We start from the raw sequence: 23,800 nt of genomic DNA, 5'->3' as shown, positions 1-23,800 counted from the left end.
AAATATATGAAGAACAATACAAGAATTTCCCGTATCAATGACGAAGTTTTCAAGGAAATCTCTCAGATTGTACGGGGAGAATTGAAAGACCCTCGCATCGGCGCTATGACCAGCGTAGTGCGTGTGGATACCACTCAGGATTTGAAATACTGCAAAGTATATGTATCTGTGCTGGGGGATGAAAACCAGAAAGCAAGCGTCATGAAAGGCTTGAAAAACGCTTCCGGTTTCATCCGCCATCTGGTGGCAGAACGTGTGAATCTGCGTCTGACACCGGAACTGATTTTCAAACTGGACGAATCTGCGGAATATGCCGTTCGTATGGAACAGCTTATGGCGCAGATTGCCAAAGACCGTGAGGAAAGAGAAGTGCAGAAAGATGCAGAATAATACAAAACAGGAAATTCTGGAAAAAATTGCACAGGCAAAGACCATTCAGATTGCAGGGCATACCAATCCCGACGGCGACGCCATCGGGGCTTGCCTTGCTTTCGGGCTGGCACTGGAAAAAGCCGGTAAAGATGTGACCGTACTGCTGGAGCATTATGCGCCCAAGTATGACGTGATTCCCGGCAAGCATCTGGTGAAAGAAGCGGCAGCGAAAGCGGACCTGTTTCTGGCGCTGGACTGCGGCGACGAAGGTCGTCTGGGGGCTGCGGCAGATTGGTTCCATCAGGCAGATGTGACCATCAACATTGACCACCACAGCAGCAATACTTATTACGGTCAGTACAATTATGTGGAAGGTGCATCTTCTTCCACATCTGAAATCGTATATGGTTTTCTGGAAGGAAATTACCCTGTAGATCAAGACATGGCGGCAGGGCTTTATGCTGGGATGATTTATGATACTGGTGGCTTCCGTCATTCTTCCACATCTCCCAATACCATGCGTGTGGCAGGGGCTTTGATGGAAACTGGGATTCCTTTTACAGATATTTATAACCGCTTTTTCGACAGCCGCAGTTTTTCCGAAATGAAAATCATGGGACAGGCTCTGGAAAACGCAAAACTGTATTTTGACGGCAAAGTGGTATGTGCTACCATCACTTCTGCGGAAATTGCTGCCTGCAACGGCACCAATAAGGAACTGGACGCCATCATCAATTATCTCAAAGGCGTGCAGGGGGCAGAAGTGGCATGTTTCCTTTACGAAAAGACAGAAACAGAAGTCAAAGCAAGCTTCCGTGGCGCTGATGGCAGAGATGTCTGCGCATTGGCACAGAAATTCGGCGGCGGCGGTCATGTGAAGGCGGCAGGCTGTACCATTGCGGCACCCATTGACAAAGCCAAAGAAATGGTGCTGGCAGAAATTGAAAAAATGCTGTAAGGAGGGAATCGCTTGGACGGTATTTTGAATATCCGAAAGGAAAAGGGATTTACCTCCCATGACGTAGTGGCTGTGGTGCGCCGTATTCTCCATACAAAGAAAGTGGGGCATACAGGTACTTTAGACCCTGACGCAGAAGGCGTACTGCCTGTTTGCGTAGGCAAAGCCACAAAACTGGCGGACATCATCATGGACGGGAAAAAACGTTACCGTGCCATGGTGCGGCTGGGCATCACCACCACGACAGAAGACGCGGCTGGTGAAGTGCTGGAAGAAAAGCCCGTGGATTTTGATGAGGAAAAAATCAGACAGGCAGTAGCCGGATTTGTGGGGGAACAGAAACAGATTCCGCCCATGTATTCCGCTATCAAAGTCAACGGCAAGAAATTGTATGAGTTGGCGCGGGAAGGCAAAGAAATCGAGCGTAAAGCAAGAACCATTACCATTTTTGCTATCAATATTGTCCGTTTTCTGCCTCCTGACCGCTTTGAAATAGATGTGGACTGCTCCAAAGGGACCTATATCCGCACCCTTTGCAGCGATATTGGCAAGGCTCTGGGCTGTGGCGCCCACATGGCAGAACTGACTCGTACCCGTACCGGCAGTTTTGCGTTGGAAGATGCCATCACGCTGGGAGAATTGCAGACAATGGCAGATGAAGGACGGCAGGAAGAAGCTTTCCTGTCCATGGAAGCGGCACTGTCCGATTTCCCGAAAATCATCGTTTCTCCGAAGTCCACAAAGATGCTGTATAACGGCGGCAGAGTTTACGCCAAGTTTTATGAGGCGGAAAAAGAACTGACAGCAGGTGACATTGCCGCTGTCTTTGACAGTGAACACCATCTGGTGGGACTGTATGAAGTACGGGACGAAGAAGGCTTTTATATCAAACCATTTAAGATGTTGATTTAAAGGAGTATCGAAATGGAACATATTACAGACGGGCAGGTAGACCGCAGCAGACCCACAGCCATTACACTGGGGAACTTTGACGGGCTGCATCTGGGTCACCGTGCCCTGATTCAACTGACAAAAGAATTTGCGGCAGAGGAAAATCTGGAAAGTGTTGTATTTTCCTTTTCTCCTCATCCCATGCTGGTATTCAAGAAAAAAGAGGACTTTGCCCTGATTATGGCACCCTCTGAAAAGCTGTTTACCATGGAGCAGATGGGCGTGGATACGTATATCGAATATCCTTTTGATGTGGAATTTGCTTCTATGTCTGCTTATGATTTTGCCGTAAAACTGCTTTTTGAACGCATGAAGTGCAAAGTGCTGGTGGTAGGGGAAAACTATCATTTCGGCAGCAATCGGGCAGGTAATTATGAAATGCTGCGCCGTTTGGGGGAAGAACACGGCGTGAAAGTCATTGCGGTGCCTTCTGTCCAGTACGAAGGCGAACGGGTCAGCAGCTCTCGTATCCGTCAGTGCCTCATCGACAAAGATTTGGAAAGCGCGAACACCATGCTGACAGTGCCTTATTTCATTCTGGGTACTGTCAAAGAAGGGAAAAAACTGGGCAGAACTATTGGTTTCCCTACGGTGAATATCGAAGCCCATCCCTTGAAGCTGTTCCCTCCCAATGGGGTATATGCCACAAAAACACTGTATGAAGGCAAGTATTACTACGGTGTGACCAATATCGGCAAAAATCCTACGGTAAACGGCACACAGAAGATTGTGGAAACCTATCTGTTTGACTTCAACAAAATGATTTATGGTGAAGAATTACAGATTTTCTTCTATAAATTCCTGCGCAGCGAAAAGAAATTTGAAAGCGTAGACGAATTACAGGCACAGATTGCTATCAATGCAGAACAGACCAGAGCATATTTTGCTTCTGCGGAATATGAACACTGGAAAGCGGAAGAAGAAAAATAATCACATACGGACAGATAAAATGATATGAGGTAACATCATGTTAGAGAATAAAAGAACACGGGCCCATTTGCTGCTGCTTTTGACAGCCATCATCTGGGGGAGCGCCTTCGTTTTTCAGAAATTTGCCACAGAGGAACTTTCCGGCTGGTTCATCACAGCAGCAAGATTTTCCATCGCGGCAGTGGTGCTTTGGGTCATTACCTACAAAAAATGGGGCAGACTGGATAAGGGGTATTTGCTTGGCGGTATCATCACAGGCTTGACCATGGGGACGGCCACAGCTGTGCAGACCGTTGCTCTTGCCATGGGTACCACACCGGGCAAAAGCGCCTTTTTGACGGCAGTTTATTGCGTGATTGTACCATTTTTCTATTGGTTTGTTTCAAAAGAACGTCCTCAGCGCAATCATGTCATTGCGGCAATCTTCTGCTTGGCAGGGATTGGGCTCATTTCCCTCAACGGGGATATGACTATGCTGCCGGGGGACGTGGTAACACTGGTCTGTGGCGTCATTTACGCTTGTGACCTGACAGCAGTGGCGTGGTTTTCCAAGGGCAGAGACCCCATTCTGCTGACCACCATGCAGATTACATTCTCTGCGGTCATTGGCTGGATTGGTACCCTTCTGACAGGCGGTATGCCGGAAACCGTTTCCATGGGTGCCATGGGAAATGTCATGTATCTGGCGCTGCTTTCCACAGCTCTTTGCCTGTTCCTGCAGGCATATGGTCTGAAGCATACAGACGCGGCAGTGGGAACCATCCTGCTGAGTCTGGAATCCGTTTTCGGGGTTGTCTTCTCTGTACTGCTGTACCATGAAGAAGTAACACCCAGAATGGCAGTGGGCTTCGCTGTGGTATTTGTGGCAGTGCTCATGTCGCAGTTCCGTTATGAACCCAAGAAAAAGACGGAAAAATCAGCCCAAACCAGCTGAAAAAACGAAAAAATCGCAAGAAATCAAGCCTTTGCTCTTGCAAAGGGTTATATAGTATGATAAAATGAGAACGCTGTAAAACCAGGACTCAGTGACAGGACGCTCCGACCTTCACTTAGTTCTAGGGGTTGCAAGAATAAATATTTTTAAGGAGGCCAAAAATCATGGCAACAATCAACAAACAGGAAATTATCGCAAAATACGGCAGAACACCTAACGACACAGGTTCTCCCGAAGTTCAGATCGCTCTGCTGACAGCAAGAATCACTCTGCTGACAGACCACCTGAAAAGCCACAAGAAAGATCACCACTCCAGACGTGGTCTGCTGAAAATGGTTGGTCAGAGAAGAGGTCTGCTGAACTACCTGAAAGAACTGGATATCGAAAGATACCGTGCAATCATTGCAGAACTGGGTCTGAGAAAGTAAGACACAAACCAAAAGATTAGGAAAAGAGAGGACGTTTTTCCTCTCTTTTCTTCTATCAAACAAAAACAAAGAAGGTTGCACTATAGATTTCCAACTTTGCAAATATGGACGACCATGTTTTTGAAGTTGAAGATCTATGGTGCAGGAGAAAAACAGACAGAAAAGGAGAATGAACATGTTTAGAACCTATTCCATGGAACTGGCAGGCAGAACATTGACAGCTGAAATCGGCAGAGTAGCAGAACAGGCTAACGGCGCTGTATTGCTGCGTTACGGCGATACCACTGTACTGGTTACTGCAACTGCATCCGAAAAGCCCAGAGACGGCATTGACTTCTTCCCTCTGAGCATTGATTACGAAGAAAGACTGTATTCCGTAGGTAAAATCCCCGGCGGTTTCATCAAAAGAGAAGGCAGACCTTCCGAAAAAGCAATCCTGACAGCAAGATGTATCGACAGACCTCTGCGTCCTCTGTTCCCTAAGGATTACAGAAACGACGTAGCTATCGTTGCAACAGTAATGTCCGTAGATCAGGACTGCTCTCCTGAAGTAGTAGCCATGATCGGCGCATCTCTGGCGCTGAACATTTCCGATATTCCTTTCACAGATCCCGTTTCTTCCGTAAGCATCGGTTATGTGGATGGCGAACTGGTGGTGAACCCCACAGCAGAACAGAGAGAAAAAACAAGACTGACACTGACCGTATCTTCCAAAGAAGATAAAGTTATGATGATCGAAGCAGGCGCAGACGAAATCCCTGACGCACTGATGATGGAAGCCATTCATCTGGCATTCGACACCAACCTGGAAGTTGTCAAATTCATTCAGGAAATCACAGCAAAAGAAGGTAAAGAAAAAGCACCTTACACAGAACATGTGATTCCCGAAGACGCTTACAAAATGGTAACAGAATATATCACAGACGCAAGAATGGAAGAAGCTGTTTTTGCAGAACTGAAACAGGATCGTGACGCAAAGATCAAAGTCATCACAGAAGAAGTTCTGGAACAGCTGACAGAAGCTCTGACAGAAATTTCTGAAGAAGATACAGACATTGCTGCTCTGGTAGACGAAATCATCTACAAATTCGAAAAAATGACTGTTAGAAGAATGATTCTGAGAGAACACAAACGTCCCGACGGTCGTGGCATCGAAGAAATCAGACCTCTGAGCGCAGAAGTAGACGTACTGCCTCGCGTGCATGGTTCCGCTCTGTTCTCCAGAGGACAGACACAGGCTCTGACAGTAACCACACTGGGCGCCATCAGCGAAGGTCAGCGTCTGGATGGTCTGGATGCAAACGAAACAGGCAAACGCTACATTCACCATTATAACTTCCCCGGTTTCTCTGTAGGTGAAGCAAAAACTTCCAGAGGTCCCGGCAGACGTGAAATCGGTCACGGCGCACTGGGTGAAAGAGCACTGCTGCCCGTTATCCCCAGCGAAGAAGAATTCCCTTACGCAATCCGTCTGGTTTCCGATATCCTCAGCTCCAACGGTTCCACATCTCAGGCTTCCATCTGCGGTTCCACACTGTCCCTGATGGCAGCAGGCGTACCCATCAAACGCCCCGTTGCTGGTATCTCCGTTGGTCTGGTAACAGGTGACAGCGATGATGACTTCATCGAAATCACAGACATCCAGGGTGTAGAAGACTTCTTCGGCGATATGGACTTTAAAGTAGCTGGTACTTCCGAAGGTATTACAGCAATTCAGATGGATATGAAGATCAAAGGTCTGACATTCGAAATGATCGAACAGGCTTTTGCACAGACAGGCAGAGCAAGAGAATATATCCTCAACGAAGTCATGCTGAAAGCGATTCCCGAACCCAGAAAAGAACTGTCCAAATATGCGCCTAAGATTGCAACTATGCAGATCGATGTGGATAAGATTGCGGAAGTGATCGGTACAAGAGGCAAAGTCATCAAAAAGATCATCGAAGAAACAAATTGTGAAATCGATACAGAAGATGATGGCAAGATCTTCATCAAAGGTACAGATCCCGCAGATATGCAGCGTGCAATGGATATGATCAACGCCATTGTCAGCGATCCCGAACCCGGTAAGGTTTACAAAGGCACCATCACAAGACTGATGACATTCGGTGCTTTCGTAGAAATCGCACCCGGCAAAGAAGGTCTGATTCATATCTCCAAAATGGCAAACAAGAGAGTTGCAAAAGTAGAAGACGTTGTAGCACCTGGCGATGAAGTTATGGTAAAACTGACAGAAATCGACAAACAGGGCAGACTGAACTTCTCCATGAAAGACGCTCTGGTACAGGACGAAACACCTGATTCCGAAAAAAGCGTTCTGGAAAGATATTGATTTGCAATCAGATAAAATAAAATCTCAGTAAGAACAAAAAAGCTGAAATCCTCTATCATAAGGATTTCAGCTTTCTTTGTTGTTGATGAAGATGCCCCAAAAGCAGAGATTTTCTGTTTCATCCATTTTTCTGGTAAGATTAAAATTTTGCGGAATCAACTGAAGTCGGGAGCATCTGGGTGTTCTATCAGATAGATATCATGGAGATTGCCATTGAGCGCAGGCGAATCCGACATTTTTTCAAACAGATATGTTTCGCCAGAAATAGTCAGAGAAAATGTGCCGTTTTCTATGGTGATTTCCTGCTGCCCCAGTGTTTCGCTTTCCAGAAGATAATGCCCGTAGGTTTTCAGTGTACAGGTGCCGGATTCATACAACCCTTTGTTCATGTCGTATGAACCAGTATCGGCATCAAGGAACACAGATTCGTTTTGGTAAATGTAGAATATCCCTTTTTCCTCGCTTGCCGCAAAATAATACTCTTCTGTTTCCGTATGACAGGAATATGTGCCTGTGATCATAGGCTCGGATGTTGTGACCAGACGATAGACCCCATAGAGCAGAAGCAGAGCAATGACTGCCACGATAATTTTTTTTGCCATCAAAATCCCCCCAATTTGTAAGATGTTCTATGCCGCTGTTGTATAGTTTCATGGTAGCAGATTTTGAATGGGACAACAATGTCCATCCTTACGAAAAAACAGAGAGTTTGTGGGAACAATGGACGAATTCGCAGAAAAAATCGACAAGAAGATTGCACAGGAAAGCCGATTTTGCTATGCTATAAAGATAGAAATATGTATGGTATTTTGAAAATGGAATACCCTAATGAGAAAAACAGGCAGGAGAAGAATGATGCTGACCATAGAAAAATTAGAAAACGGAATACAGGTGGTGCTGGAGGAAATCGGCTACGTCCGCAGTATTTCCTTTGGCATTTGGGTGAAAAACGGAACGAGAAACGAGCGCCCCGAGGAAAACGGCATTTCCCATTACATTGAACATATGATGTTCAAGGGAACAGAAAACCGTTCCGCAAGGCAGATTGCAGAGGAAATGGACGCTTTGGGCGGACAGATCAACGCTTATACCACAAAGGAATATACTTGTTATCATACCCGTGTGCTGGACAAGCATGTGAAACAGGCCATGGAAGTTATGAGTGATATGCTTCTGCATCCGGCTTTTTCGCAGGAAGAAGTGGATAAGGAACGGAACGTCATTACAGAAGAAATTTATATGTATGACGACGCGCCGGAAGAACTGGTTCATGACTGCTTGCAGGACAGCATTTGGCGGGAAAGCAGTTTGGGCATGCCCATTCTTGGAACAGAAGAAACCATTGGCAATCTGGATGCGGCAAAAATCCGCGCTTATTACGAGAAAAATTATCATACAGAAAATATGGTGCTTTCCGTGGCAGGAAACTTCAAACGGGAAGAAATGCTGGAACTTTTGAACCATTACTTTGGCAGATGGCAGGCGAAGGCGCCTTATTGTCCTTTGGAAACAAAGGCTTCTTACCACCAGTCATGGATTCAGAAGAAAAAAGATGTGGAACAACTCCATACATGCATTGCTTTTGAAGGGCTGGAACGGGAACATCCCCTGAAATACGCTATGGCAATTTTCAATACGGTTTTTGGCGGCGGCATGAGCTCTCGTTTGTTCCAGAAAATCCGTGAGGAACAGGGATTGACTTATTCCATTTACAGCTACACCACCGCTTTTGCGGATACGGGACTTTTTTCCATTTATGCCAGCATGAACCCCTCTCAGGCAGAGGCAGTATACAAAGGCATTGCGGCGGAAATCGCGGCAGTGCGGAAAGAAGGCATTTCCGAAAAGATATTGAATGTGACAAAAGAACAGATGATCAGCAATTTCATCATTGGTTCTGAAAGCACATTGAACCGTATGACAGCGGCAGGTTCTGCCATGCTCCTGCGTGGTAAGGTGCAGGAAATGGAAGAAGTCATTGAAAAAATAGAAGCAGTGACGCAAAAAGATCTGACAGAAGTGGCAGAACTGGTTTTTGCGAACCCCAAAATGAGCTATTCTGCTGTGGGTAATCTCAAAGGGGTAGATTTTGCCAATACAGTTGAAAAACTTTTTTCATAAAATTCAAAAGACAAGGGATACTATGGATACAGATATATCTGTTGATCATACCATTAGGAGGTCAAAAGCATGAAAACAGGGAATTATATTGCTTTGACACTTGTCATCATCGGTGCGCTGAACTGGGGTCTCATCGGATTTTTCGGATTCGATCTGGTAACAACCATTTTCGGCGGTTCCATGTTCTGGCTGGCTCGTGTGATCTTCGCGCTGGTAGGTCTGGCAGGACTTTGGTCTCTGCGGCTGTACAGCGCAGTGGCACAGGAGCGGGAGATGGTACCGACGACCCACGGACAGCACTAAACACAGGCGGTATATTTTTACCGCCCCTACATAGCAAGGAGGAAACAACATGCGTTTTACAAAAATGGAAGGCTGCGGCAACGATTATATTTATATCAACGGTTTTGAGGAAGAAGTGAAATATCCCGATATGCTGGCGGTGGCTATGAGTGAGCGTCATTTTGGTGTAGGCGCTGACGGGCTGGTATTGATTCTGCCTTCTGAAGTGGCAGACTTCCGTATGCGGATGTTCAATATGGACGGTTCCGAAGGGGAAATGTGCGGCAACGCGGTTCGCTGCATCGGCAAATATGTTTACGAGCGGGGCATGACCACAAAGAACGTCATTACATTGGAAACATTGGGCGGCATCAAAACTTTGCAGCTACATATTCAAAACGACATCGTCATTGCGGTCACAGCGGATATGGGAGAACCTATTCTGGAAGCGGCACAGATTCCCGTTATCAGTGACAAAATGCCTGTCATTGGGGAAAAATTGCAGATTTTGGACAAGACTTTTGATGTGACCTGCGTTTCCATGGGAAATCCCCATGGTGTCATTTTTGTGGATGATACAGAACATTTTGAAGTGGAAAAATACGGCAAAGTGGCAGAAATCCATCCTATGTTCCCCAAAAAAGCAAATATCGAGTTTGCCCATGTCATTGACCGCACCCACATGAGTATGCGTGTTTGGGAAAGAGGCAGTGGCGAAACAATGGCATGCGGTACAGGCGCATCTGCCACATTGGTGGCAGCGGTGCTTAACGGATTGTGTGACAGAAAAGTGCGTATTCAGCTTTTGGGCGGCACATTGGAAATCGAATGGAGAGAATCCGATAACCATGTTTATATGACAGGTCCCGCCAGATTCTCTTTTGACGGCGTATGGCTGCGGTAAGAAAGCAGAGAGGAGTAAGACATGGCAAAAGAATTGCATGAAAATAAAGATACAGAAGAAAGATTGATATTGGTAGGCATTGAGCTGGAGGACAAGGACAGTCCTTCCGCTATGGCAGTGGAAGCCTGTCTGGATGAGCTGGAAGAACTGGTAAATACAGCAGGTGCAACAGCTGTTGCCCGTACCATCCAGCGCAGAGAAAAGGTGCATCCTGCCCATTATCTGGGAAAAGGCAAAATCGAAGAACTGAAAATGATGATAAATACATACGATGCCACAGGCATTGTCTGCGACGATGAACTTTCTCCGGCACAGCTGAAAAATCTGGAAAAAATGCTGGAAACAAAGGTTATGGACAGAACCATCGTTATTCTGGATATTTTTGCCGGACGGGCTATTTCCGGTGAAGGGAAAATTCAGGTAGAATTGGCACAGCTGAAATACCGTATGTCCCGTCTGACTGGTATGGGTGCATCCATGTCCCGTCTGGGTGGCGGTATCGGTACCAGAGGTCCCGGGGAAAAGAAGCTGGAAACAGACCGCCGTCACATCAAAGAACGGATTGCGGAATTGAATCGGGATTTGAAAGAAATCCAGACCCATCGGGAACTTTTGCGTAGTCAGCGCAGCAAAAAAGGCACTCCTGTGGTTTCTTTGGTAGGCTATACCAATGCGGGGAAATCTACTACATTGAATGTACTGACACAGGCTGGCGTACTGGCGGAGGATAAACTTTTTGCCACACTGGATACCACAACCAGAAAGGTGGAACTGCCTGGCGGTTCTGAAATTCTGCTGACAGATACGGTAGGTTTCATCCAGAAGCTGCCCCACCATCTGATTCAGGCATTCCGTGCAACACTGGAAGAATTGAAGTATGCAGATATTCTCCTCCATGTGGTGGATGCGTCCAATCCCAACAGAGAAGAACAGATGCGAGTGGTATATGACACTTTGAGAGGTCTGGGCTGCGAAGATACACCCGTTATTACCGTTTATAACAAAATGGACAGAGAAGTGGAACTGCCTTTGCCCATGGACAGAATGGCAAGGGAAATCGTACAGATTTCCGCAGGGAAGCAGATGGGGCTGGAACAGATGCTGGCAACCATTGAAAAACTGCTGAAAAGCTTCCGTAAGTCCATGACGGTACTGCTGCCTTATACAGAAGGCGCTCTGGCAGGCTGGGTACATGGCAGATGCGAAATCATCCGGGAAGAACATACAGCAGAAGGGGTATTGCTGGAAGTTTATGTGGATGAGGAAGCGGCAAACAGACTGAAATCTTTTGCGGTAGAAGGATAAAGTAAGAAAATGTATATAAAAAAGATGGCAGATTTTATATCTGCCATCTTTTTGTATTTCAGAATATCTTATTTCAAAATCTGAATTTCAAAGTCTGTTCCTGCCGCATGTTTTTCCAGCAGTTCTTTGGACAGTTCCAGCAGGGATTCCAGTTCCTGACCGCCATTGAAGGTGTAGTATACAAGCAGGATTTCTTTGGTGTCGTCGGTAATCATGGCACGGGTGTTGTCGCTGGTGGGATTGCCGAAGGGACCTTCTTCATCAAAAAGGGCAGGAAGGAACTCAATATTCAGCACATCTTTGCCGATGCCCTGATAAGCGGTGCCTTCGGGGGCACGTTTCCAGGTGATGCCGCCAGTAACATGTGCCAAATCGTAAGTACCCGTGGAATAACCGGACAGAATAGAAAGGTAGTTATTGATGTCTACCACATTATTGATGTAGTAAAGCCCACGTTCTTTGGCAATTCTGCGGCACATGGCTTCACAGGAATTGCGGTAGCGGTTGGGTTCTTTGCCCAGTGCTTTGTATGCTTTGCGGGTGGACTGGATGTAGTCCCGTTTGTTTGCCTGAGACAGTTCCACTTCAGACAGTTCTGCAATCTTGCTGTTGAGCAGTGCAAGGAATTCTTCATCATCGGGATGTACATTAACTTTGCACTGCAAAAGTCCCAGTACCGCTTCGGGACAACGTTCTTTGATGCTTTCGTCTATGGTAACAGAAATCATGTCATATCGCTCCTTTTTCTTTTTATAACAACATACTGCATTTTCTTTCGTCACTTGTCAAGCAAAAACGAAAACGGCTGTTGAAATTTTGCCAAAAAACAGGTATGATACAGAAGGAAAGGAGCGTGCAGAAATGGATGAATTGAGAATGATCGTTTCCTGCATCGAATATTACAGCTATGCAAAAAACATTCCCGGACATAAGGTTTTTGAAGCCTTTGACAAAAATGGTGTGATCCAGCTGCTGCAGGATACCAGAAACCAATTCCCGGAAATGGATACCTCTTTTTACATCGGCATGATCGACGGGATGATGGCGCTGGAAAGAGATGCGGAAGAAGATACTTATGGGCATTATGAAGAAAGAACAGAACTGCTCATTGATGTCGTTGGACGGATGGCAAAGGCACATCGTATGGATGCTGCGGAAGCCTGCCGTATGTACTATGGCACAAAGATTGCGGCAACTGTTGCAGAAGACAGCACAGGATATTACAAAAAATCCGCAGAAGAAATTTTTGAAGCTGCAGAAAAAGAATGATAAAAAGTTGAAAAAGGAACCATGGAACGGTTCCTTTTTTCATGGAGAGAATGGCGGAGAACAATATGAAAATCATGGAAGTAAAGGAAAGAACGCCCATGCTGGTGGAGCAGCTGCTGGCGGTGTGGGAGGATTTTGTCAGAGCAACCCATCTGTTTTTGTCTGATGATGAGATAAACGGCATTAAGCCTTATGTGCCGCAAGCCATAGAAGGGGTGGCACGTTTGTATATGGCAACAAAAGCAGGACAGCCTGTGGCGTTTATGGGAACGGAAAAAGGTCTTTGGAGATGCTGTTCATTGCGTCTGCGGAACGTGGAAAAGGATTGGGAAAGCAACTGCTGGAACGGGCAGATTGTGATGAAAAAATAAAGCAGGTGACAGTCAATGAGCAAAATCCTCAGGCTATTGGTTTTTATGAGCATATGGGATTTTCCGTTTACAAAAGAACCGATTTGGATGAGCAGGGGAATCCATATCCCCTTTTGTATATGTGCCGCTGAGGAAAAGACGGCAAAAGAAAAACCCCTGTCCAGGCTTTGGAATCAGGGGGTTTTTAGGCAATAAAAAACGCCGCAAACAGATGCCTGCGGCGGGTCTATCGGTGTGACAGGATTTGAACCTGCGGCCTCTACGTCCCGAACGTAGCGCTCTACCAAACTGAGCCACACACCGATACACAACACTAATATTTTGCGCTATTTTTATAAAATTGTCAAGATGAAAATAAATTTTTTTTGCCCCAGAAAGCGAAATCTGTCCTTTTTACTGCCCATTTGCGAAAGAAGCCATAGAAAGTTACTGGATTTTCCATGTTTCTTATGGTATACTGTAATGCGAAACAGGCGAACGGGGGTGAGCAGGTGAATTCATTTGAAATGCTCTATCGAGCATATTATGACAGAGTATATGCTTTTTTGCACCGTCTGTGCGGGGATCGCGCCTTGGCGGAAGACCTGGCGCAGGAAACGTTCTTGCAGGCATATATGTCCTTTCACCGTTTTCGCGGAGAGTGCGAAGTTTTTACCTGGCTGGCATCCATCGGAAAGCATGTTTATTTCAAATATCTCAAACGCAACAAACTGCATCTGGATTCTGCCAATCTGGACCTGGTAGTCAATACCTATTATACGCAGAATGCAGACCCGGAAGAATATGTCCATAAGAAATATGTGGAAAAAGCAGTCCGCGCCATGGTAAAGGAAATTCCGAAAAAATACCGGGATGTGGTGCTGCTGCGAATCTATGCGGAACTGCCCTTTTCACAGATCGCGCTGGCGCTGAAGATCAGTGAAAATTCCGCAAAGGTGATTTTTTTCCGCGCAAAGAAAAAAATGATGGAGGTGTTGAAAGATGAATTTGCCATGTGAGATCGTCATGGACTTGGTGACCCTGTATCAGGATGGGCTGGCAAATCCAGTGACAAAAAACAGTGTGGCGGCGCATTTGCGGACTTGTCCCGATTGTCGTCAGTATTACAAACAATATCGCAGATTTTCTCAAAGACCCTCCGGAATGGGACAGATTCCAGCAGAAAACACAGCAGAACAGGAATTTTGCCGATTGGCGGAAAAAATGCGGCATAGAAGAATGCTTATCGGCATTGGGTTTTTATCCTATGTCTGTGCTTCCTGGTGCCTGCTGGTGATGCTGTGGATGCGGATGAGAAAAAGAGGCTGACGGGGGAACAAAGGGGCTTTTACTACGATAAAAAGTCAGTTTCCTTTTTGTTTGGAAAAAAGTGCAAAAAAATATCAATTTCCTGTAACCTTTTTGCCGAAACGGGGACTAAATATCGTAAGCACAAAAGATTGCATATTGCAGGAGGAAAAAAGAATGAGTTTTTCGATATTGGGAACGGGCATGTATGTGCCTCCCAGAGTGGTAACCAATGATGATATGTCTAAAATCGTAGATACAAACGATGAATGGATCATGCAGCGCGTCGGCGTAAAAGAACGCCACGTCAGCACAAACGAAACGGCGGCAGACATGGGCGCCAAAGCAGCACTGGCAGCACTGGAAAACAGCGGTGTGAAAAAGGAAGAAATCGATCTGATCCTGGCAGCCAGTGTCAGCGGGGAATCCATTTCTCCTTCTGTTTCCTGTATGATTCAGAATATTCTGGGTCTGGACTGCATGACCATGGACATCAACGCGGCATGTTCCGCATTTGTTTTCACACTGGAAACAGCAGCAGGATTCTTTGCCAGAGGTAAGGCGAAAAAAGTCCTTGTCATTGGCGCTGAAAGATTGAGCCGTATCGTAGACTGGGAGGACAGAAGCACCTGTGTTATTTTTGGTGATGGCGCAGGGGCAGTGGTTCTGGGTGAAGGTGACAACTACCTGGACTCTGTATTCCATGTAAAAGGCGGCAACAATGTCATCGACATTCCCCAGCTCATCGGGAAATCTCCTTTCTTTGAAGGAGAACAGAAAAAACCTTATATCCATATGCGTGGACAGGATACATTCAAGTTTGCTGTAAACGCCATCTGTCACGATACAAAATATCTGCTTAAGCAGAATGGTCTGACATTTGAGGATATTAAGTACATCGTACCACATCAGGCAAATCAGCGTATCATTGACTTTGCAAGCGTAATGCTGAAAGTGCCTAAGGAGAAATTTTATGTGAATATTGACCGTTACGGCAATACTTCCTCTGCAAGCATCCCCATTGCGCTGGATGAAATGAACCGCAAGGGAATGCTGCAAAAAGGCGATCTGCTGCTGCTGCCTGCTTTCGGCGGCGGTCTGGCAAGTGCAGCCTGCATTGTAAGATGGTAATGAGCCGAAAAGGCATCATATACAAGTCCGCATCATGCGGAAATATTGGGGACAGCTTGCTGCCCTGAACAAGACGAAATCATTTTTTTAAAGAAGAAAAGGAGAATGCATCATGGTATTTGAAAAAATCGCAGCACTGTTGGCAGAAAAACTGGAATGTGAAGTTTCCACAATCACAATGGAAACAAAATTTGCTGATCTGGGGATCGACTCTCTGGACGTTATGGAACTGCTCATGAGCCTGGAAGAAGAACTGGGCACAGAAATCGAAATGGGCGACAACAAAGTAGAAACTGTTGCTGATCTGGTTAAAATGATCGAAAGCAAACAGAACTAATTGGAGGGAAAGAAATGATTGTTTCACCGATTTGCGAAATGATAGGCATTGAATACCCCATCTTTCAGGGGGGCATGGCTTGGATTGCAGATGGTAAACTGGCAGCAGCCGTTTCCAATGGCGGCGGTCTGGGCATCATCTCTGCCATGAACGCAGGCGGCGACTACCTGCGTGAACAGATTCGTATTGCCAGAGAACTGACAGACAAACCTTTTGGCGTGAATATCATGCTGATGAGCCCCCATGTGGATGAAGTGGCAAAAATCGTGGCTGAAGAAAAGGTAGCTGTTGTTACCACAGGCGCAGGTATGCCAAAAAAATACATGGGAATGTGGAAGGAAGCAAACATCACCGTCATTCCCGTTGTTGCATCTGTTGCGGCAGCAAAAATGATGGAAAAAGCTGGTGCTTCCGCTGTTATCGCAGAAGGCGGCGAATCCGGCGGGCATATCGGGGAAATGACAACAATGCCTCTGGTGCCTCAGGTATGCGACGCTGTGAACATTCCTGTACTGGCAGCAGGCGGCATCGGTGACGGACGCGGTATGGCAGCGGCATTCATGCTGGGCGCAGTAGGCGTACAGATGGGTACTCGTTTCCTGCTGGCAGAAGAATGCGGTGTGCACCAGAACTACAAAGACATGGTTCTGAAAGCAACTGACATTTCTACCGTTACCACAGGCAGACGTTTTGGCGGCAACACTTGCCGTTGTCTGAAAAATCCTTTCAGCCGTGAATTCCTGAAAGTGGAATATGCACCGGAAACCACAGCGGAAGATGTGGCAGAACTGGGCGTTGGCGCACTGCGTAAAGCAGCTGTAGAAGGCGATACAAAAGCTGGCTGCTTCCTGGCAGGTCAGATCTCCGGTATGGTGAAGAAAGAACAGCCCGCAGCGGAAATCGTGAAAGAAATCGCGACCGAAGCGGAAGAACTGCTGAAAGGAGCTGCAAAATGGGTAAAATAGCCTTTGTCTTTTCAGGGCAGGGCGCGCAGAAGGCCGGTATGGGCAAGGACTTTTACGAAAACAACGAAAGCGTAAAAGAACTGTTTGCTCGGGCGGAGGAAATCCGCCCCGGCACTTTGCAGCAGTGCTTTGAAGGTACAGCCGAAGAATTGAAAATTACAGAAAATACACAGCCCTGTCTGTATCTGGCAGACATCGCAGCAGCAATTGCACTGCAGGAAGAAGGCATTGTGCCTGAGGCTGTGGCAGGTTTTTCCCTGGGAGAAATCCCAGCATTGGCTTTTGCAGGCGCTTACAGCCCTGAAGATGGGTTCCGTTTGGCCTGCGCGAGAGGGGCAGCCATGGGAAAAGCTGCAAAAGAACATCCCGCATCTATGGTAGCGGTGATGAAAATGGAAAATGCACAGGTGGAAGCACTAGCGGAAAAATACCCCAATGTGTTCCCTGTAAACTACAATGGACCCGGTCAGCTGGTTGTTGCCGGGAAAAAAGATGAACTCGACAGTTTCGGAAAAGATGTAAAGGAAGCTGGCGGCAGATGTCTGCCCGTAGCCGTAGGCGGCGGTTTCCATTCTCCTTTTATGGATGAAGCATCTCAGGAATTTGCAGAAGCACTGAAGGCTGTAGATGTAAAACAGCCCGAAATGACTGTATATTCCAACTATACAACAAAACCTTACACAGCAGAAGTAAGAGATTTGATGGAAAAACAGATCAACCATTCCCTGCGTTGGCAGGAAAGCATTGAAAATATGGCAGCAGACGGCTTTGATACTTTCATCGAAGTGGGCGTTGGCACCACACTGAAGAAACTCATCAGCCGCATTCTTCCCGACAGCAAAGTGTATGCTGTTTCCAACATGGAAGAAGCTCGCCAGGTAGCAGAGGAGGTACGCTAAGATATGTTGAAAGGAAAAACAGCCATTGTTACAGGCGGTTCCCGTGGTATCGGTGCGGCCATTTGTAAAAGATTCGCAGAACAGGGCGCAAACATTGCGCTGCTGTATGCAGGCAATACCCAGAAAGCAGAAGAAACAAAAGCAGCTCTGCAGGAAATGGGTGTAAAGGCAGAAGCTTACCAGTGCAACGTGGCGGACGCGGAACAGGTTGCCGCAGTCTGCAAACAGATTATCAAAGATTTCGGCGGCGCTGATATTCTGGTAAACAATGCCGGCATTACCAAGGACAAACTGGTGCCTATGATGAAGGTTCCCGACTTCGACAGCGTTGTGGATACCAATCTGAAAGGCGCTTTCTATATGATCAAGCAGCTTTACCCTGTTTTCATGAAACAGAAAAGCGGCAAGATTATCAATATCAGCTCTGTATCCGGTCTGATGGGCAATCCCGGTCAGACAAACTACTCCGCTTCCAAGGCGGGGCTCATTGGGCTGACAAAATCCGTTGCAAAAGAACTGGCTAGCCGCAATGTGAACTGCAATGCCATTGCGCCCGGTTTTGTAGCAACAGACATGACAGAAAATCTGTCTGAAAATAACGCATTAGTCGATCATATTCCAATGAAAAGATTTGCGCAGCCCGAAGACATTGCAAACCTTGCGCTGTTTTTGGCAAGCGACCAGTCCGATTATATCACTGGTGAAGTGATCCGCATCGACGGCGGTCTGGCCATGTAGGAGGTACTTTATGAAAAGAGTCGTAGTAACAGGTTTGGGTGCGGTAACGCCCATCGGCAACAACGTGGCTGATTTCTGGGAAGGTCTGAAAACAGGCAAAAACGGCATCGGTATGATTACCCGTTTTGACGTATCCGAATCCAAATATAAACTGGCAGCAGAAGTAAAGGATTTCGATCCTCTGTGCTGCATGGATAAACTGTCCGCAAAGAAGCTGGACCGTTTCACACAGTATGCGCTGGCATCTGCGGCAGAAGCCATGGCTGACAGCGAACTGGAAGGAAAAATCGCCCCTGAAGAACTGGGCGTATACTTTGGCAGCGGTATCGGTGGTTTTGAAACATTTGGAGAATCCTATAAAGCACTGGAAGAAAAAGGTCCCAGACGTGTTTCTCCTCTGTTCATCCCTAAAATGATCAGCAATATCGCAGCAGGCAACATTGCCATCAAATATCATGCACAGGGTCCTTGCGTTTCCATGACAACTGCATGTGCTACAGGTACTACATGTATCGGCGAAGCATATCGTGCAATCCGTCACGGCTACACAACAGCGGCTATCTGCGGTGGTAGTGAAGCAGCCATCACCAATCTGGCAGTGGCAGGCTTTGGCGCATGTATGGCACTGAACCCTTCTGAAGATCCTAACGCAGCATCTCTGCCTTTTGACAAACGCCGCGGCGGTTTCGTTATGGGAGAAGGCGCAGCCACACTGATTCTGGAAGAGTATGAACACGCAAAAGCAAGAGGCGCAAAGATTTACGCGGAAGTATGCGGCTATGGTTCCACCTGTGACGCACACCATGTAACAGCTCCCGATGAAACAGCAGTAGCCAGCGCAAGAGCGATCAAAGACGCAATGGCTGAACTGGAAGGCGTTCCCGCAGAAAAAATCTACATCAACGCCCATGGTACAGGTACAGCCTTGAACGATAAAACAGAAACAAATGCCATCCGTAAGGCTCTGGGCGAAGAAGACGCGCAGAAAGTACATATAAGCTCTACAAAATCCATGACAGGTCATATGCTGGGTGCAGCAGGTGCGGCAGAAGCCATCGCTGCAATCTGTGCCATGAATCACTCTCTGGTACCTCCCACCATTAACCTGCTGGAACAGGATGAAGTTTGTGATCTGCACTATACACCCAATGTAGCGGAAGAAGCGGAACTGGAAGCAGTTCTGTCCACTTCTCTGGGCTTTGGCGGTCACAATGCCTGCATCGCATTTAGAAAATTCAAAGGGTGAGATAGATGGAAACAACAAAGATTGCTGAATTGGCAAAAATTTTGAAAGATAACGGTTTGACCAAACTGGATTTGACAGAAGGCGACAACAGACTGGTGCTGGAAGCAGTATCTGCTCCTGTGGCACCTGCTGTGGTAGTGCCTGCGGCTGTTCCTGTGGAAGCTGTGCCCGTTGCAGCAGCAGAAGCACCTGCGGCACCTGCAGCTCCCGCTGCGCCTGAAGAAGATCTGTATGAACAGAAAACACCTCTGGTAGGTACTGTTTATATGGCACCTCAGGCTGGTGCGGCACCTTATGTGTCCGTAGGGGATCATGTGGCAGCCGGCGATACTGTATGTATCGTAGAATCCATGAAGATGTTCAATGAAATCGCAGCAGAATGCAGTGGTACCATTGAAGAAATCTGTGTCAACAACGGTCAGATCGTGGAATACGGTCAGGTTCTGTTCCGTATCCGTGAAGACTGACAGGAAGAAGGCGAAAACCTATGAATCAGGAAGAACTGAAGAAAATACTGCCCCATCGGGACAATATGCTTCTGGTTGACGAAGCAGAACTGAGAGATGGCGTTGCTTACGGCAAAAAGACCATCCGCCCCGATGAGTGGTTTTTGCAGGGACATTTCCCTGGTAACCCTGTAGTGCCGGGTGTTATCCTGTGCGAAATTCTGGGACAGTCCACCTGTGTGCTCCTTTCCGGCGAACAGGAAGGCGCAACACCTTATTTCACAGGTCTGGACAAAGTACGTTTCAAAAACAGTGTACGTCCCGGTGATGTTTTGGAAACAGAATGCACTTTGATCAAACACAAAGGTCCTTTCTACTGGGCAAGCGGCAAAGGCTTTGTGAACGGAAAATTATGCGTCAGTGCGGAATTTTCTTTCGCTCTGATAAAGGAGTAAGAGGATATGTTTTCAAAAATTCTCATTGCAAACAGAGGGGAGGTAGCTGTCCGTATCATTCGTGCCTGTAAGGAAATGGGCATCGAAACCGTAGCGGTTTATTCCGAAGCAGACCAGAATTCCCTGCCCGTAGCATTGGCAGACGAAAGAATCTGTATCGGTTCCAACGCGGCAGCAGACAGCTATCTGAACCAGAAAAATATCATTAGTGCAGCTTTGGCATCCAATGCGGAAGCCATCCATCCCGGCTATGGCTTTTTGTCCGAAAACCCTGAGTTTGCGGCACTTTGCGAAGAAAAGGGCATCATTTTCATTGGTCCTGACAGCAATGTGCTTCGTGCCATGGGTGATAAGGACAATTCCCGTCAGCTCATGAAGGAAATCGGTGTGCCTGTGGTACCCGGTACAGAAATCCTTCATGACCCTGCGGAAGCAAAACGTCTGGCTGCGGAAATCGGCTATCCCATTCTGGTAAAAGCTACCGCTGGCGGCGGCGGCAAGGGCATCCGTGTGGTGGAAAGAGAAGAAGATCTGGAACATGCCTTCTTGGCAGCGTCTGAAGAAGCCAAAAGCGCTTTTGGCAACGGCGACGTGTTCCTGGAAAAATATCTGACTTCCGTACGCCATGTGGAAATGCAGGTGCTGGCAGATGCCTTCGGCAACATTGTTTGTCTGGGGGAACGTGACTGCTCCCTGCAGCTGAATAAGCAGAAGGTGCTGGAAGAAACACCTTGCCCTGTTATGACAGAAGACATCCGCAAAAGAATGATGGATGCGGCTGTGAAAGCGGCAAAAGCTGCCAACTATGTGAACGCAGGTACTGTAGAGTTCCTGCTGGCACCCGACGGCAATTTCTATTTCATTGAAATGAATACCCGTCTGCAGGTAGAACATCCCATTACAGAAGAAATCAGCGATGTGGACATCGTAAAGTGGCAGATTCGTATTGCCTGCCAGATTCCTCTGGATTTCACGCAGGAAGATATTCACCTGCATGGTCATTCTATGGAATGCCGCATCAATGCAAGAAGCACCGGTCAGGTAGACTTTTTGCATATCCCCGGCGGTTCCCGGGTACACTTTGATACAGCATTGGTACAGGATTGCCTGATTGTACCTTTTTATGATTCCATGATTGGGAAACTCATTGTTTACGCTAAAACCAGAGAAGACGCTATCCGCAAAATGGAAGCGGCTCTTTGCGAAATGGTTATCCATGGGATTCATACAAATATTGAAGACCAACTGCGGCTGGTGCGTAACCCCCGGTTCCAGAAAGGGGATTATAACACACTGATTCTGCCGGAACTGTTGGCGGAAGGAGGCACAGAACTTGAATAATATTGTTGGCATGTTCCGAAAATCAAGAAATGTGCTGGAAAGCGGCGGTATTACACCTACGGTGGAAGAAAAAATCCGCTGCCCCATTTGTAAAGCCATTGATACAAAACGTTCTGTTGCAAAGAACAAAATGGTATGCCCTTCCTGTGGCTATCATTACCGTATCAGTGCCAGAACAAGAATCAAAGCCATTTGTGACAAAGGCAGTTTTCAGGAACTGGAAATGAATATCCAGACAGAAAACCCTTTGAACTTCCCTGGCTATGCCAATAAGATCGAGTCTGCCCGTGCGGCATCCGGTCAGATGGAAGGCGTGGTATGCGGTACTGCTACCATCCGCCGTCAGCCCTGCGCTGTGTTTGTTATGGACCCTCAGTTCATGATGGGCAGTATGGGTTCTGTGGTAGGGGAAAAGATTACACGGCTTTTTGAATACGCAACAGAACATGATCTGCCTGTAGTGGGCTTCACAGCCTCTGGCGGCGCTAGAATGCAGGAAGGGATTCTGTCCCTCATGCAGATGGCAAAAACCAGCGGCGCTGTTCATTTCCACAGCGACAAAGGCGGATTGTATATCACTGTTCTGACAGACCCCACAACTGGTGGTGTAACAGCAAGCTTTGCTATGCTGGGGGACATCATCCTGTCCGAACCCAATGCGCTCATTGGCTTTGCAGGTCGTCGTGTCATTGAACAGACTACAAAGAAAAAATTGCCGGAAGATTTCCAGCGTGCAGAATTTCTGCAGGACTGCGGTTTTGTAGATGCCATCGTGCCTCGTACAGAACTGCGTGCAACACTGGAACGTCTTTTGAAACAGCACAGCAGAAGGAGGGATGAGGCATGATGACAGCTTATGAAAGATTACAGGCTGCAAGAGCCCAGGATCGTCCCACTTCCCGTGCCTATATCGAAAATCTGTTCACAGAAAGAACAGAACTGCACGGTGACCGGAAATACGCAGATGACCCTGCCATCATTGGCGGTATCGGTTATCTGGGAGATATTCCTGTTACATTCATCGGCATTGAACGTGGTCGCGATTTGCAGGAAAGAATCCGCTGCAACTTCGGCTGCCCCATGCCCGAAGGCTATCGGAAAGCACTGCGTCTCATGAAACAGGCGGAAAAATTCCATCGCCCTGTCATTTGTTTCGTGGATACCTCCGGTGCATACTGTGGGGAAGAAGCGGAAGAACGTGGTCAGGGTCAGGCCATTGCTGACAACCTCATGCAGATGATGGGACTGGAAACACCCATTATTACCATTGTCATTGGGGAAGGCGGCAGCGGCGGCGCACTGGGTCTGTCTGTGGCAAACCGCGTGTATATGCTGGAAAATGCGGTATTTTCCGTTATTTCTCCCGAAGGCTGCGCATCTATCCTGTGGGAAGACGCAAGCAAAGCGGCTGACGCGGCAGAATGCCTGAAAATCACAGCAGAAGATATGAAACGCTTCGGTGTGGCAGAAGATGTCATTGAAGAAAACTTTGATTCCTTTGATGTCATGTGCGAAGACCTGAAAGCGCGTCTGCTTTCTGACGTACAGGAACTGGAACAGTATTCCGGTCGTGTCCTGTCTGAAAAACGTTATGAACGTTTCCGTAAACTGGGCGTTTACAGCGAAAAATAATATTTGTATTTGATGTCCTTGTGGGATTTCCCACAGGGACTTTTTAGTACCATATAAGTGTAAGAGATAAAGCATATCATTTGTGCTTTACCCTCTGCACTTATTTTTTTATGATAAGGGAGTAATTGGTCTGGCGAGGCTCTTTTTGGATTAATCACATCCGTCA

Annotated in this window: 30 protein-coding genes and 1 tRNA gene; 27 read left to right on the top strand and 4 right to left on the bottom strand. The window is 47.0% G+C overall.

Going from position 1 to position 23,800, the window contains the following annotated elements; translation table 11 throughout:
* Positions 1 to 6: 6 nt before the first annotated feature.
* The 7 genes from rbfA (at position 7) to INF29_RS02205 (ending at position 6,905) form a co-directional block, all read left to right on the top strand.
* On the top strand, positions 7 to 390 hold the full coding sequence (rbfA, locus tag INF29_RS02235; protein WP_087988803.1) for a 30S ribosome-binding factor RbfA: 384 nt from the start codon (positions 7 to 9) through the stop codon (positions 388 to 390).
* Positions 380 to 1,330 carry a DHH family phosphoesterase gene (locus INF29_RS02230; protein ID WP_193484346.1) on the top strand — a complete coding sequence of 317 codons (951 nt, stop codon included), beginning with the start codon at positions 380 to 382 and terminating at the stop codon, positions 1,328 to 1,330. Before rbfA ends, INF29_RS02230 begins: the two co-directional genes overlap by 11 nt.
* Before the next feature lie 12 nt (positions 1,331 to 1,342).
* Positions 1,343 to 2,242: a tRNA pseudouridine(55) synthase TruB gene (gene truB, locus INF29_RS02225; RefSeq protein ID WP_087988801.1), complete on the top strand. Its 900-nt coding sequence runs from the start codon at positions 1,343 to 1,345 to the stop codon at positions 2,240 to 2,242.
* Between the two features lie 12 nt (positions 2,243 to 2,254).
* Entirely contained in the window at positions 2,255 to 3,211 is a 957-nt protein-coding gene (locus tag INF29_RS02220; protein ID WP_072850460.1) for a bifunctional riboflavin kinase/FAD synthetase, read from the top strand.
* Between the two features lie 37 nt (positions 3,212 to 3,248).
* Positions 3,249 to 4,145, top strand: a complete 897-nt coding sequence (locus INF29_RS02215; RefSeq protein ID WP_193484344.1) for a DMT family transporter — start codon at positions 3,249 to 3,251, stop codon at positions 4,143 to 4,145.
* A 164-nt stretch (positions 4,146 to 4,309) separates the two neighbouring features.
* Positions 4,310 to 4,573 carry a 30S ribosomal protein S15 gene (gene rpsO / locus INF29_RS02210; protein WP_191344099.1) on the top strand — a complete coding sequence of 88 codons (264 nt, stop codon included), beginning with the start codon at positions 4,310 to 4,312 and terminating at the stop codon, positions 4,571 to 4,573.
* 175 nt (positions 4,574 to 4,748) lie between these two features.
* Positions 4,749 to 6,905: a polyribonucleotide nucleotidyltransferase gene (locus tag INF29_RS02205; RefSeq protein ID WP_193484343.1), complete on the top strand. Its 2,157-nt coding sequence runs from the start codon at positions 4,749 to 4,751 to the stop codon at positions 6,903 to 6,905.
* A gap of 155 nt (positions 6,906 to 7,060) precedes the next feature.
* Here the strand turns inward: INF29_RS02205 and INF29_RS02200 are convergent, their stop codons facing one another.
* On the bottom strand, positions 7,061 to 7,507 hold the full coding sequence (locus INF29_RS02200) for a hypothetical protein (protein ID WP_193484341.1): 447 nt from the start codon (positions 7,505 to 7,507) through the stop codon (positions 7,061 to 7,063).
* 253 nt (positions 7,508 to 7,760) lie between these two features.
* Between INF29_RS02200 and INF29_RS02195 the strand changes: the two genes are divergently transcribed.
* From INF29_RS02195 to hflX, 4 genes are all read left to right on the top strand, one after another.
* The gene (locus INF29_RS02195; protein WP_193484339.1) at positions 7,761 to 9,026 is read left to right on the top strand and encodes a M16 family metallopeptidase; all 1,266 of its coding nucleotides are present in this window, start codon (positions 7,761 to 7,763) and stop codon (positions 9,024 to 9,026) included.
* 69 nt (positions 9,027 to 9,095) lie between these two features.
* A complete protein-coding gene (locus INF29_RS02190; protein ID WP_022255215.1) occupies positions 9,096 to 9,329 on the top strand; it encodes a DUF378 domain-containing protein in 234 nt (77 codons plus the stop codon).
* A 49-nt stretch (positions 9,330 to 9,378) separates the two neighbouring features.
* The gene (gene dapF / locus INF29_RS02185; RefSeq protein ID WP_193484337.1) at positions 9,379 to 10,212 is read left to right on the top strand and encodes a diaminopimelate epimerase; all 834 of its coding nucleotides are present in this window, start codon (positions 9,379 to 9,381) and stop codon (positions 10,210 to 10,212) included.
* 21 nt (positions 10,213 to 10,233) lie between these two features.
* Positions 10,234 to 11,517, top strand: a complete 1,284-nt coding sequence (gene hflX, locus INF29_RS02180) for a GTPase HflX (RefSeq protein WP_191344105.1) — start codon at positions 10,234 to 10,236, stop codon at positions 11,515 to 11,517.
* A 68-nt stretch (positions 11,518 to 11,585) separates the two neighbouring features.
* On the opposite strand, the gene INF29_RS02175 is transcribed toward hflX, so the two are convergent.
* A complete protein-coding gene (locus tag INF29_RS02175; protein WP_193484335.1) occupies positions 11,586 to 12,245 on the bottom strand; it encodes a B3/B4 domain-containing protein in 660 nt (219 codons plus the stop codon).
* A gap of 133 nt (positions 12,246 to 12,378) precedes the next feature.
* Here INF29_RS02175 and INF29_RS02170 point away from each other — a divergent pair, with 133 nt between their 5' ends.
* The 3 genes from INF29_RS02170 to INF29_RS15195 all read left to right on the top strand — a co-directional run bounded on the left by INF29_RS02170 (position 12,379) and on the right by INF29_RS15195 (position 13,288).
* Entirely contained in the window at positions 12,379 to 12,786 is a 408-nt protein-coding gene (locus tag INF29_RS02170) for a DUF3791 domain-containing protein (protein WP_072850442.1), read from the top strand.
* 65 nt (positions 12,787 to 12,851) lie between these two features.
* Positions 12,852 to 13,157: a GNAT family protein gene (locus INF29_RS02165; RefSeq protein WP_330608244.1), complete on the top strand. Its 306-nt coding sequence runs from the start codon at positions 12,852 to 12,854 to the stop codon at positions 13,155 to 13,157.
* Complete coding sequence (locus INF29_RS15195; protein WP_334298121.1) at positions 13,076 to 13,288, top strand: GNAT family N-acetyltransferase; 213 nt, start codon at positions 13,076 to 13,078, stop codon at positions 13,286 to 13,288. Before INF29_RS02165 ends, INF29_RS15195 begins: the two co-directional genes overlap by 82 nt.
* Positions 13,289 to 13,386: 98 nt before the next feature.
* Here INF29_RS15195 and INF29_RS02160 read toward each other — a convergent pair.
* A tRNA-Pro gene (locus INF29_RS02160) sits at positions 13,387 to 13,460 on the bottom strand.
* A gap of 188 nt (positions 13,461 to 13,648) precedes the next feature.
* On the opposite strand from INF29_RS02160, the gene INF29_RS02155 reads away from it, so the two are divergent.
* From INF29_RS02155 to INF29_RS02095, 13 genes are all read left to right on the top strand, one after another.
* A complete protein-coding gene (locus INF29_RS02155) occupies positions 13,649 to 14,155 on the top strand; it encodes an RNA polymerase sigma factor (RefSeq protein ID WP_193484333.1) in 507 nt (168 codons plus the stop codon).
* The gene (locus INF29_RS02150; protein WP_191344932.1) at positions 14,139 to 14,465 is read left to right on the top strand and encodes a zf-HC2 domain-containing protein; all 327 of its coding nucleotides are present in this window, start codon (positions 14,139 to 14,141) and stop codon (positions 14,463 to 14,465) included. The genes INF29_RS02155 and INF29_RS02150 overlap by 17 nt, the downstream gene beginning before the upstream one ends.
* Before the next feature lie 156 nt (positions 14,466 to 14,621).
* Positions 14,622 to 15,575, top strand: a complete 954-nt coding sequence (locus INF29_RS02145; RefSeq protein ID WP_087988793.1) for a beta-ketoacyl-ACP synthase III — start codon at positions 14,622 to 14,624, stop codon at positions 15,573 to 15,575.
* A 112-nt stretch (positions 15,576 to 15,687) separates the two neighbouring features.
* Complete coding sequence (locus INF29_RS02140) at positions 15,688 to 15,912, top strand: acyl carrier protein (protein WP_072850432.1); 225 nt, start codon at positions 15,688 to 15,690, stop codon at positions 15,910 to 15,912.
* A 17-nt stretch (positions 15,913 to 15,929) separates the two neighbouring features.
* Positions 15,930 to 16,877 (top strand): nitronate monooxygenase, encoded by a 948-nt coding sequence (locus INF29_RS02135; RefSeq protein WP_334292964.1) that lies wholly within the window; start codon positions 15,930 to 15,932, stop codon positions 16,875 to 16,877.
* Entirely contained in the window at positions 16,865 to 17,776 is a 912-nt protein-coding gene (gene fabD / locus INF29_RS02130; RefSeq protein ID WP_272872620.1) for an ACP S-malonyltransferase, read from the top strand. The genes INF29_RS02135 and fabD overlap by 13 nt, the downstream gene beginning before the upstream one ends.
* A 3-nt stretch (positions 17,777 to 17,779) precedes the next feature.
* Complete coding sequence (gene fabG, locus INF29_RS02125) at positions 17,780 to 18,514, top strand: 3-oxoacyl-[acyl-carrier-protein] reductase (RefSeq protein WP_022255202.1); 735 nt, start codon at positions 17,780 to 17,782, stop codon at positions 18,512 to 18,514.
* A 10-nt stretch (positions 18,515 to 18,524) separates the two neighbouring features.
* Positions 18,525 to 19,760 carry a beta-ketoacyl-ACP synthase II gene (gene fabF / locus INF29_RS02120; RefSeq protein ID WP_193484329.1) on the top strand — a complete coding sequence of 412 codons (1,236 nt, stop codon included), beginning with the start codon at positions 18,525 to 18,527 and terminating at the stop codon, positions 19,758 to 19,760.
* Positions 19,761 to 19,765: 5 nt separating this feature from the next.
* Entirely contained in the window at positions 19,766 to 20,227 is a 462-nt protein-coding gene (gene accB / locus INF29_RS02115; protein ID WP_087988789.1) for an acetyl-CoA carboxylase biotin carboxyl carrier protein, read from the top strand.
* A 20-nt stretch (positions 20,228 to 20,247) separates the two neighbouring features.
* A complete protein-coding gene (locus INF29_RS02110; RefSeq protein WP_022255199.1) occupies positions 20,248 to 20,661 on the top strand; it encodes a 3-hydroxyacyl-ACP dehydratase FabZ family protein in 414 nt (137 codons plus the stop codon).
* Between the two features lie 6 nt (positions 20,662 to 20,667).
* Positions 20,668 to 22,002 carry an acetyl-CoA carboxylase biotin carboxylase subunit gene (locus INF29_RS02105; protein WP_193484327.1) on the top strand — a complete coding sequence of 445 codons (1,335 nt, stop codon included), beginning with the start codon at positions 20,668 to 20,670 and terminating at the stop codon, positions 22,000 to 22,002.
* On the top strand, positions 21,995 to 22,849 hold the full coding sequence (gene accD / locus INF29_RS02100) for an acetyl-CoA carboxylase, carboxyltransferase subunit beta (RefSeq protein WP_243184059.1): 855 nt from the start codon (positions 21,995 to 21,997) through the stop codon (positions 22,847 to 22,849). Before INF29_RS02105 ends, accD begins: the two co-directional genes overlap by 8 nt.
* A complete protein-coding gene (locus INF29_RS02095) occupies positions 22,846 to 23,634 on the top strand; it encodes an acetyl-CoA carboxylase carboxyltransferase subunit alpha (protein ID WP_022255196.1) in 789 nt (262 codons plus the stop codon). The genes accD and INF29_RS02095 overlap by 4 nt, the downstream gene beginning before the upstream one ends.
* On the opposite strand, the gene INF29_RS14490 is transcribed toward INF29_RS02095, so the two are convergent.
* Positions 23,619 to 23,800 (bottom strand): hypothetical protein (locus INF29_RS14490; RefSeq protein WP_207728101.1); only part of this gene is annotated, 182 nt, incomplete at its 5' end. The genes INF29_RS02095 and INF29_RS14490 overlap by 16 nt on opposite strands.

Origin of the sequence: Anaerotignum lactatifermentans (assembly GCF_014982935.1) — a bacterium.
Taxonomy (GTDB): Bacteria; Bacillota; Clostridia; order Lachnospirales; family Anaerotignaceae; genus Anaerotignum; species Anaerotignum lactatifermentans.
Note: the sequence above shows the minus strand (reverse complement) of the source record. Positions and strands in the feature narration are given on the sequence as shown.

Bases quoted from the DNA above. Each gene is read 5' to 3' on its own strand.
- rbfA (WP_087988803.1), top strand. From the start codon at position 7: ATGAAGAACAATACAAGAATTTCCCGTATCAATGACGAAGTTTTCAAG.
- INF29_RS02230 (WP_193484346.1), top strand. From the start codon at position 380: ATGCAGAATAATACAAAACAGGAAATTCTGGAAAAAATTGCACAGGCA.
- INF29_RS02220 (WP_072850460.1), top strand. From the start codon at position 2,255: ATGGAACATATTACAGACGGGCAGGTAGACCGCAGCAGACCCACAGCC.
- INF29_RS02215 (WP_193484344.1), top strand. From the start codon at position 3,249: ATGTTAGAGAATAAAAGAACACGGGCCCATTTGCTGCTGCTTTTGACA.
- rpsO (WP_191344099.1), top strand. From the start codon at position 4,310: ATGGCAACAATCAACAAACAGGAAATTATCGCAAAATACGGCAGAACA.
- INF29_RS02205 (WP_193484343.1), top strand. From the start codon at position 4,749: ATGTTTAGAACCTATTCCATGGAACTGGCAGGCAGAACATTGACAGCT.
- INF29_RS02200 (WP_193484341.1), bottom strand. From the start codon at position 7,507: ATGGCAAAAAAAATTATCGTGGCAGTCATTGCTCTGCTTCTGCTCTAT.
- INF29_RS02195 (WP_193484339.1), top strand. From the start codon at position 7,761: ATGCTGACCATAGAAAAATTAGAAAACGGAATACAGGTGGTGCTGGAG.
- INF29_RS02190 (WP_022255215.1), top strand. From the start codon at position 9,096: ATGAAAACAGGGAATTATATTGCTTTGACACTTGTCATCATCGGTGCG.
- dapF (WP_193484337.1), top strand. From the start codon at position 9,379: ATGCGTTTTACAAAAATGGAAGGCTGCGGCAACGATTATATTTATATC.
- hflX (WP_191344105.1), top strand. From the start codon at position 10,234: ATGGCAAAAGAATTGCATGAAAATAAAGATACAGAAGAAAGATTGATA.
- INF29_RS02175 (WP_193484335.1), bottom strand. From the start codon at position 12,245: ATGATTTCTGTTACCATAGACGAAAGCATCAAAGAACGTTGTCCCGAA.
- INF29_RS02170 (WP_072850442.1), top strand. From the start codon at position 12,379: ATGGATGAATTGAGAATGATCGTTTCCTGCATCGAATATTACAGCTAT.
- INF29_RS02165 (WP_330608244.1), top strand. From the start codon at position 12,852: ATGAAAATCATGGAAGTAAAGGAAAGAACGCCCATGCTGGTGGAGCAG.
- INF29_RS15195 (WP_334298121.1), top strand. From the start codon at position 13,076: ATGCTGTTCATTGCGTCTGCGGAACGTGGAAAAGGATTGGGAAAGCAA.
- INF29_RS02150 (WP_191344932.1), top strand. From the start codon at position 14,139: ATGAATTTGCCATGTGAGATCGTCATGGACTTGGTGACCCTGTATCAG.
- INF29_RS02145 (WP_087988793.1), top strand. From the start codon at position 14,622: ATGAGTTTTTCGATATTGGGAACGGGCATGTATGTGCCTCCCAGAGTG.
- INF29_RS02140 (WP_072850432.1), top strand. From the start codon at position 15,688: ATGGTATTTGAAAAAATCGCAGCACTGTTGGCAGAAAAACTGGAATGT.
- fabD (WP_272872620.1), top strand. From the start codon at position 16,865: ATGGGTAAAATAGCCTTTGTCTTTTCAGGGCAGGGCGCGCAGAAGGCC.
- fabG (WP_022255202.1), top strand. From the start codon at position 17,780: ATGTTGAAAGGAAAAACAGCCATTGTTACAGGCGGTTCCCGTGGTATC.
- fabF (WP_193484329.1), top strand. From the start codon at position 18,525: ATGAAAAGAGTCGTAGTAACAGGTTTGGGTGCGGTAACGCCCATCGGC.
- accB (WP_087988789.1), top strand. From the start codon at position 19,766: ATGGAAACAACAAAGATTGCTGAATTGGCAAAAATTTTGAAAGATAAC.
- INF29_RS02110 (WP_022255199.1), top strand. From the start codon at position 20,248: ATGAATCAGGAAGAACTGAAGAAAATACTGCCCCATCGGGACAATATG.
- INF29_RS02105 (WP_193484327.1), top strand. From the start codon at position 20,668: ATGTTTTCAAAAATTCTCATTGCAAACAGAGGGGAGGTAGCTGTCCGT.
- INF29_RS02095 (WP_022255196.1), top strand. From the start codon at position 22,846: ATGATGACAGCTTATGAAAGATTACAGGCTGCAAGAGCCCAGGATCGT.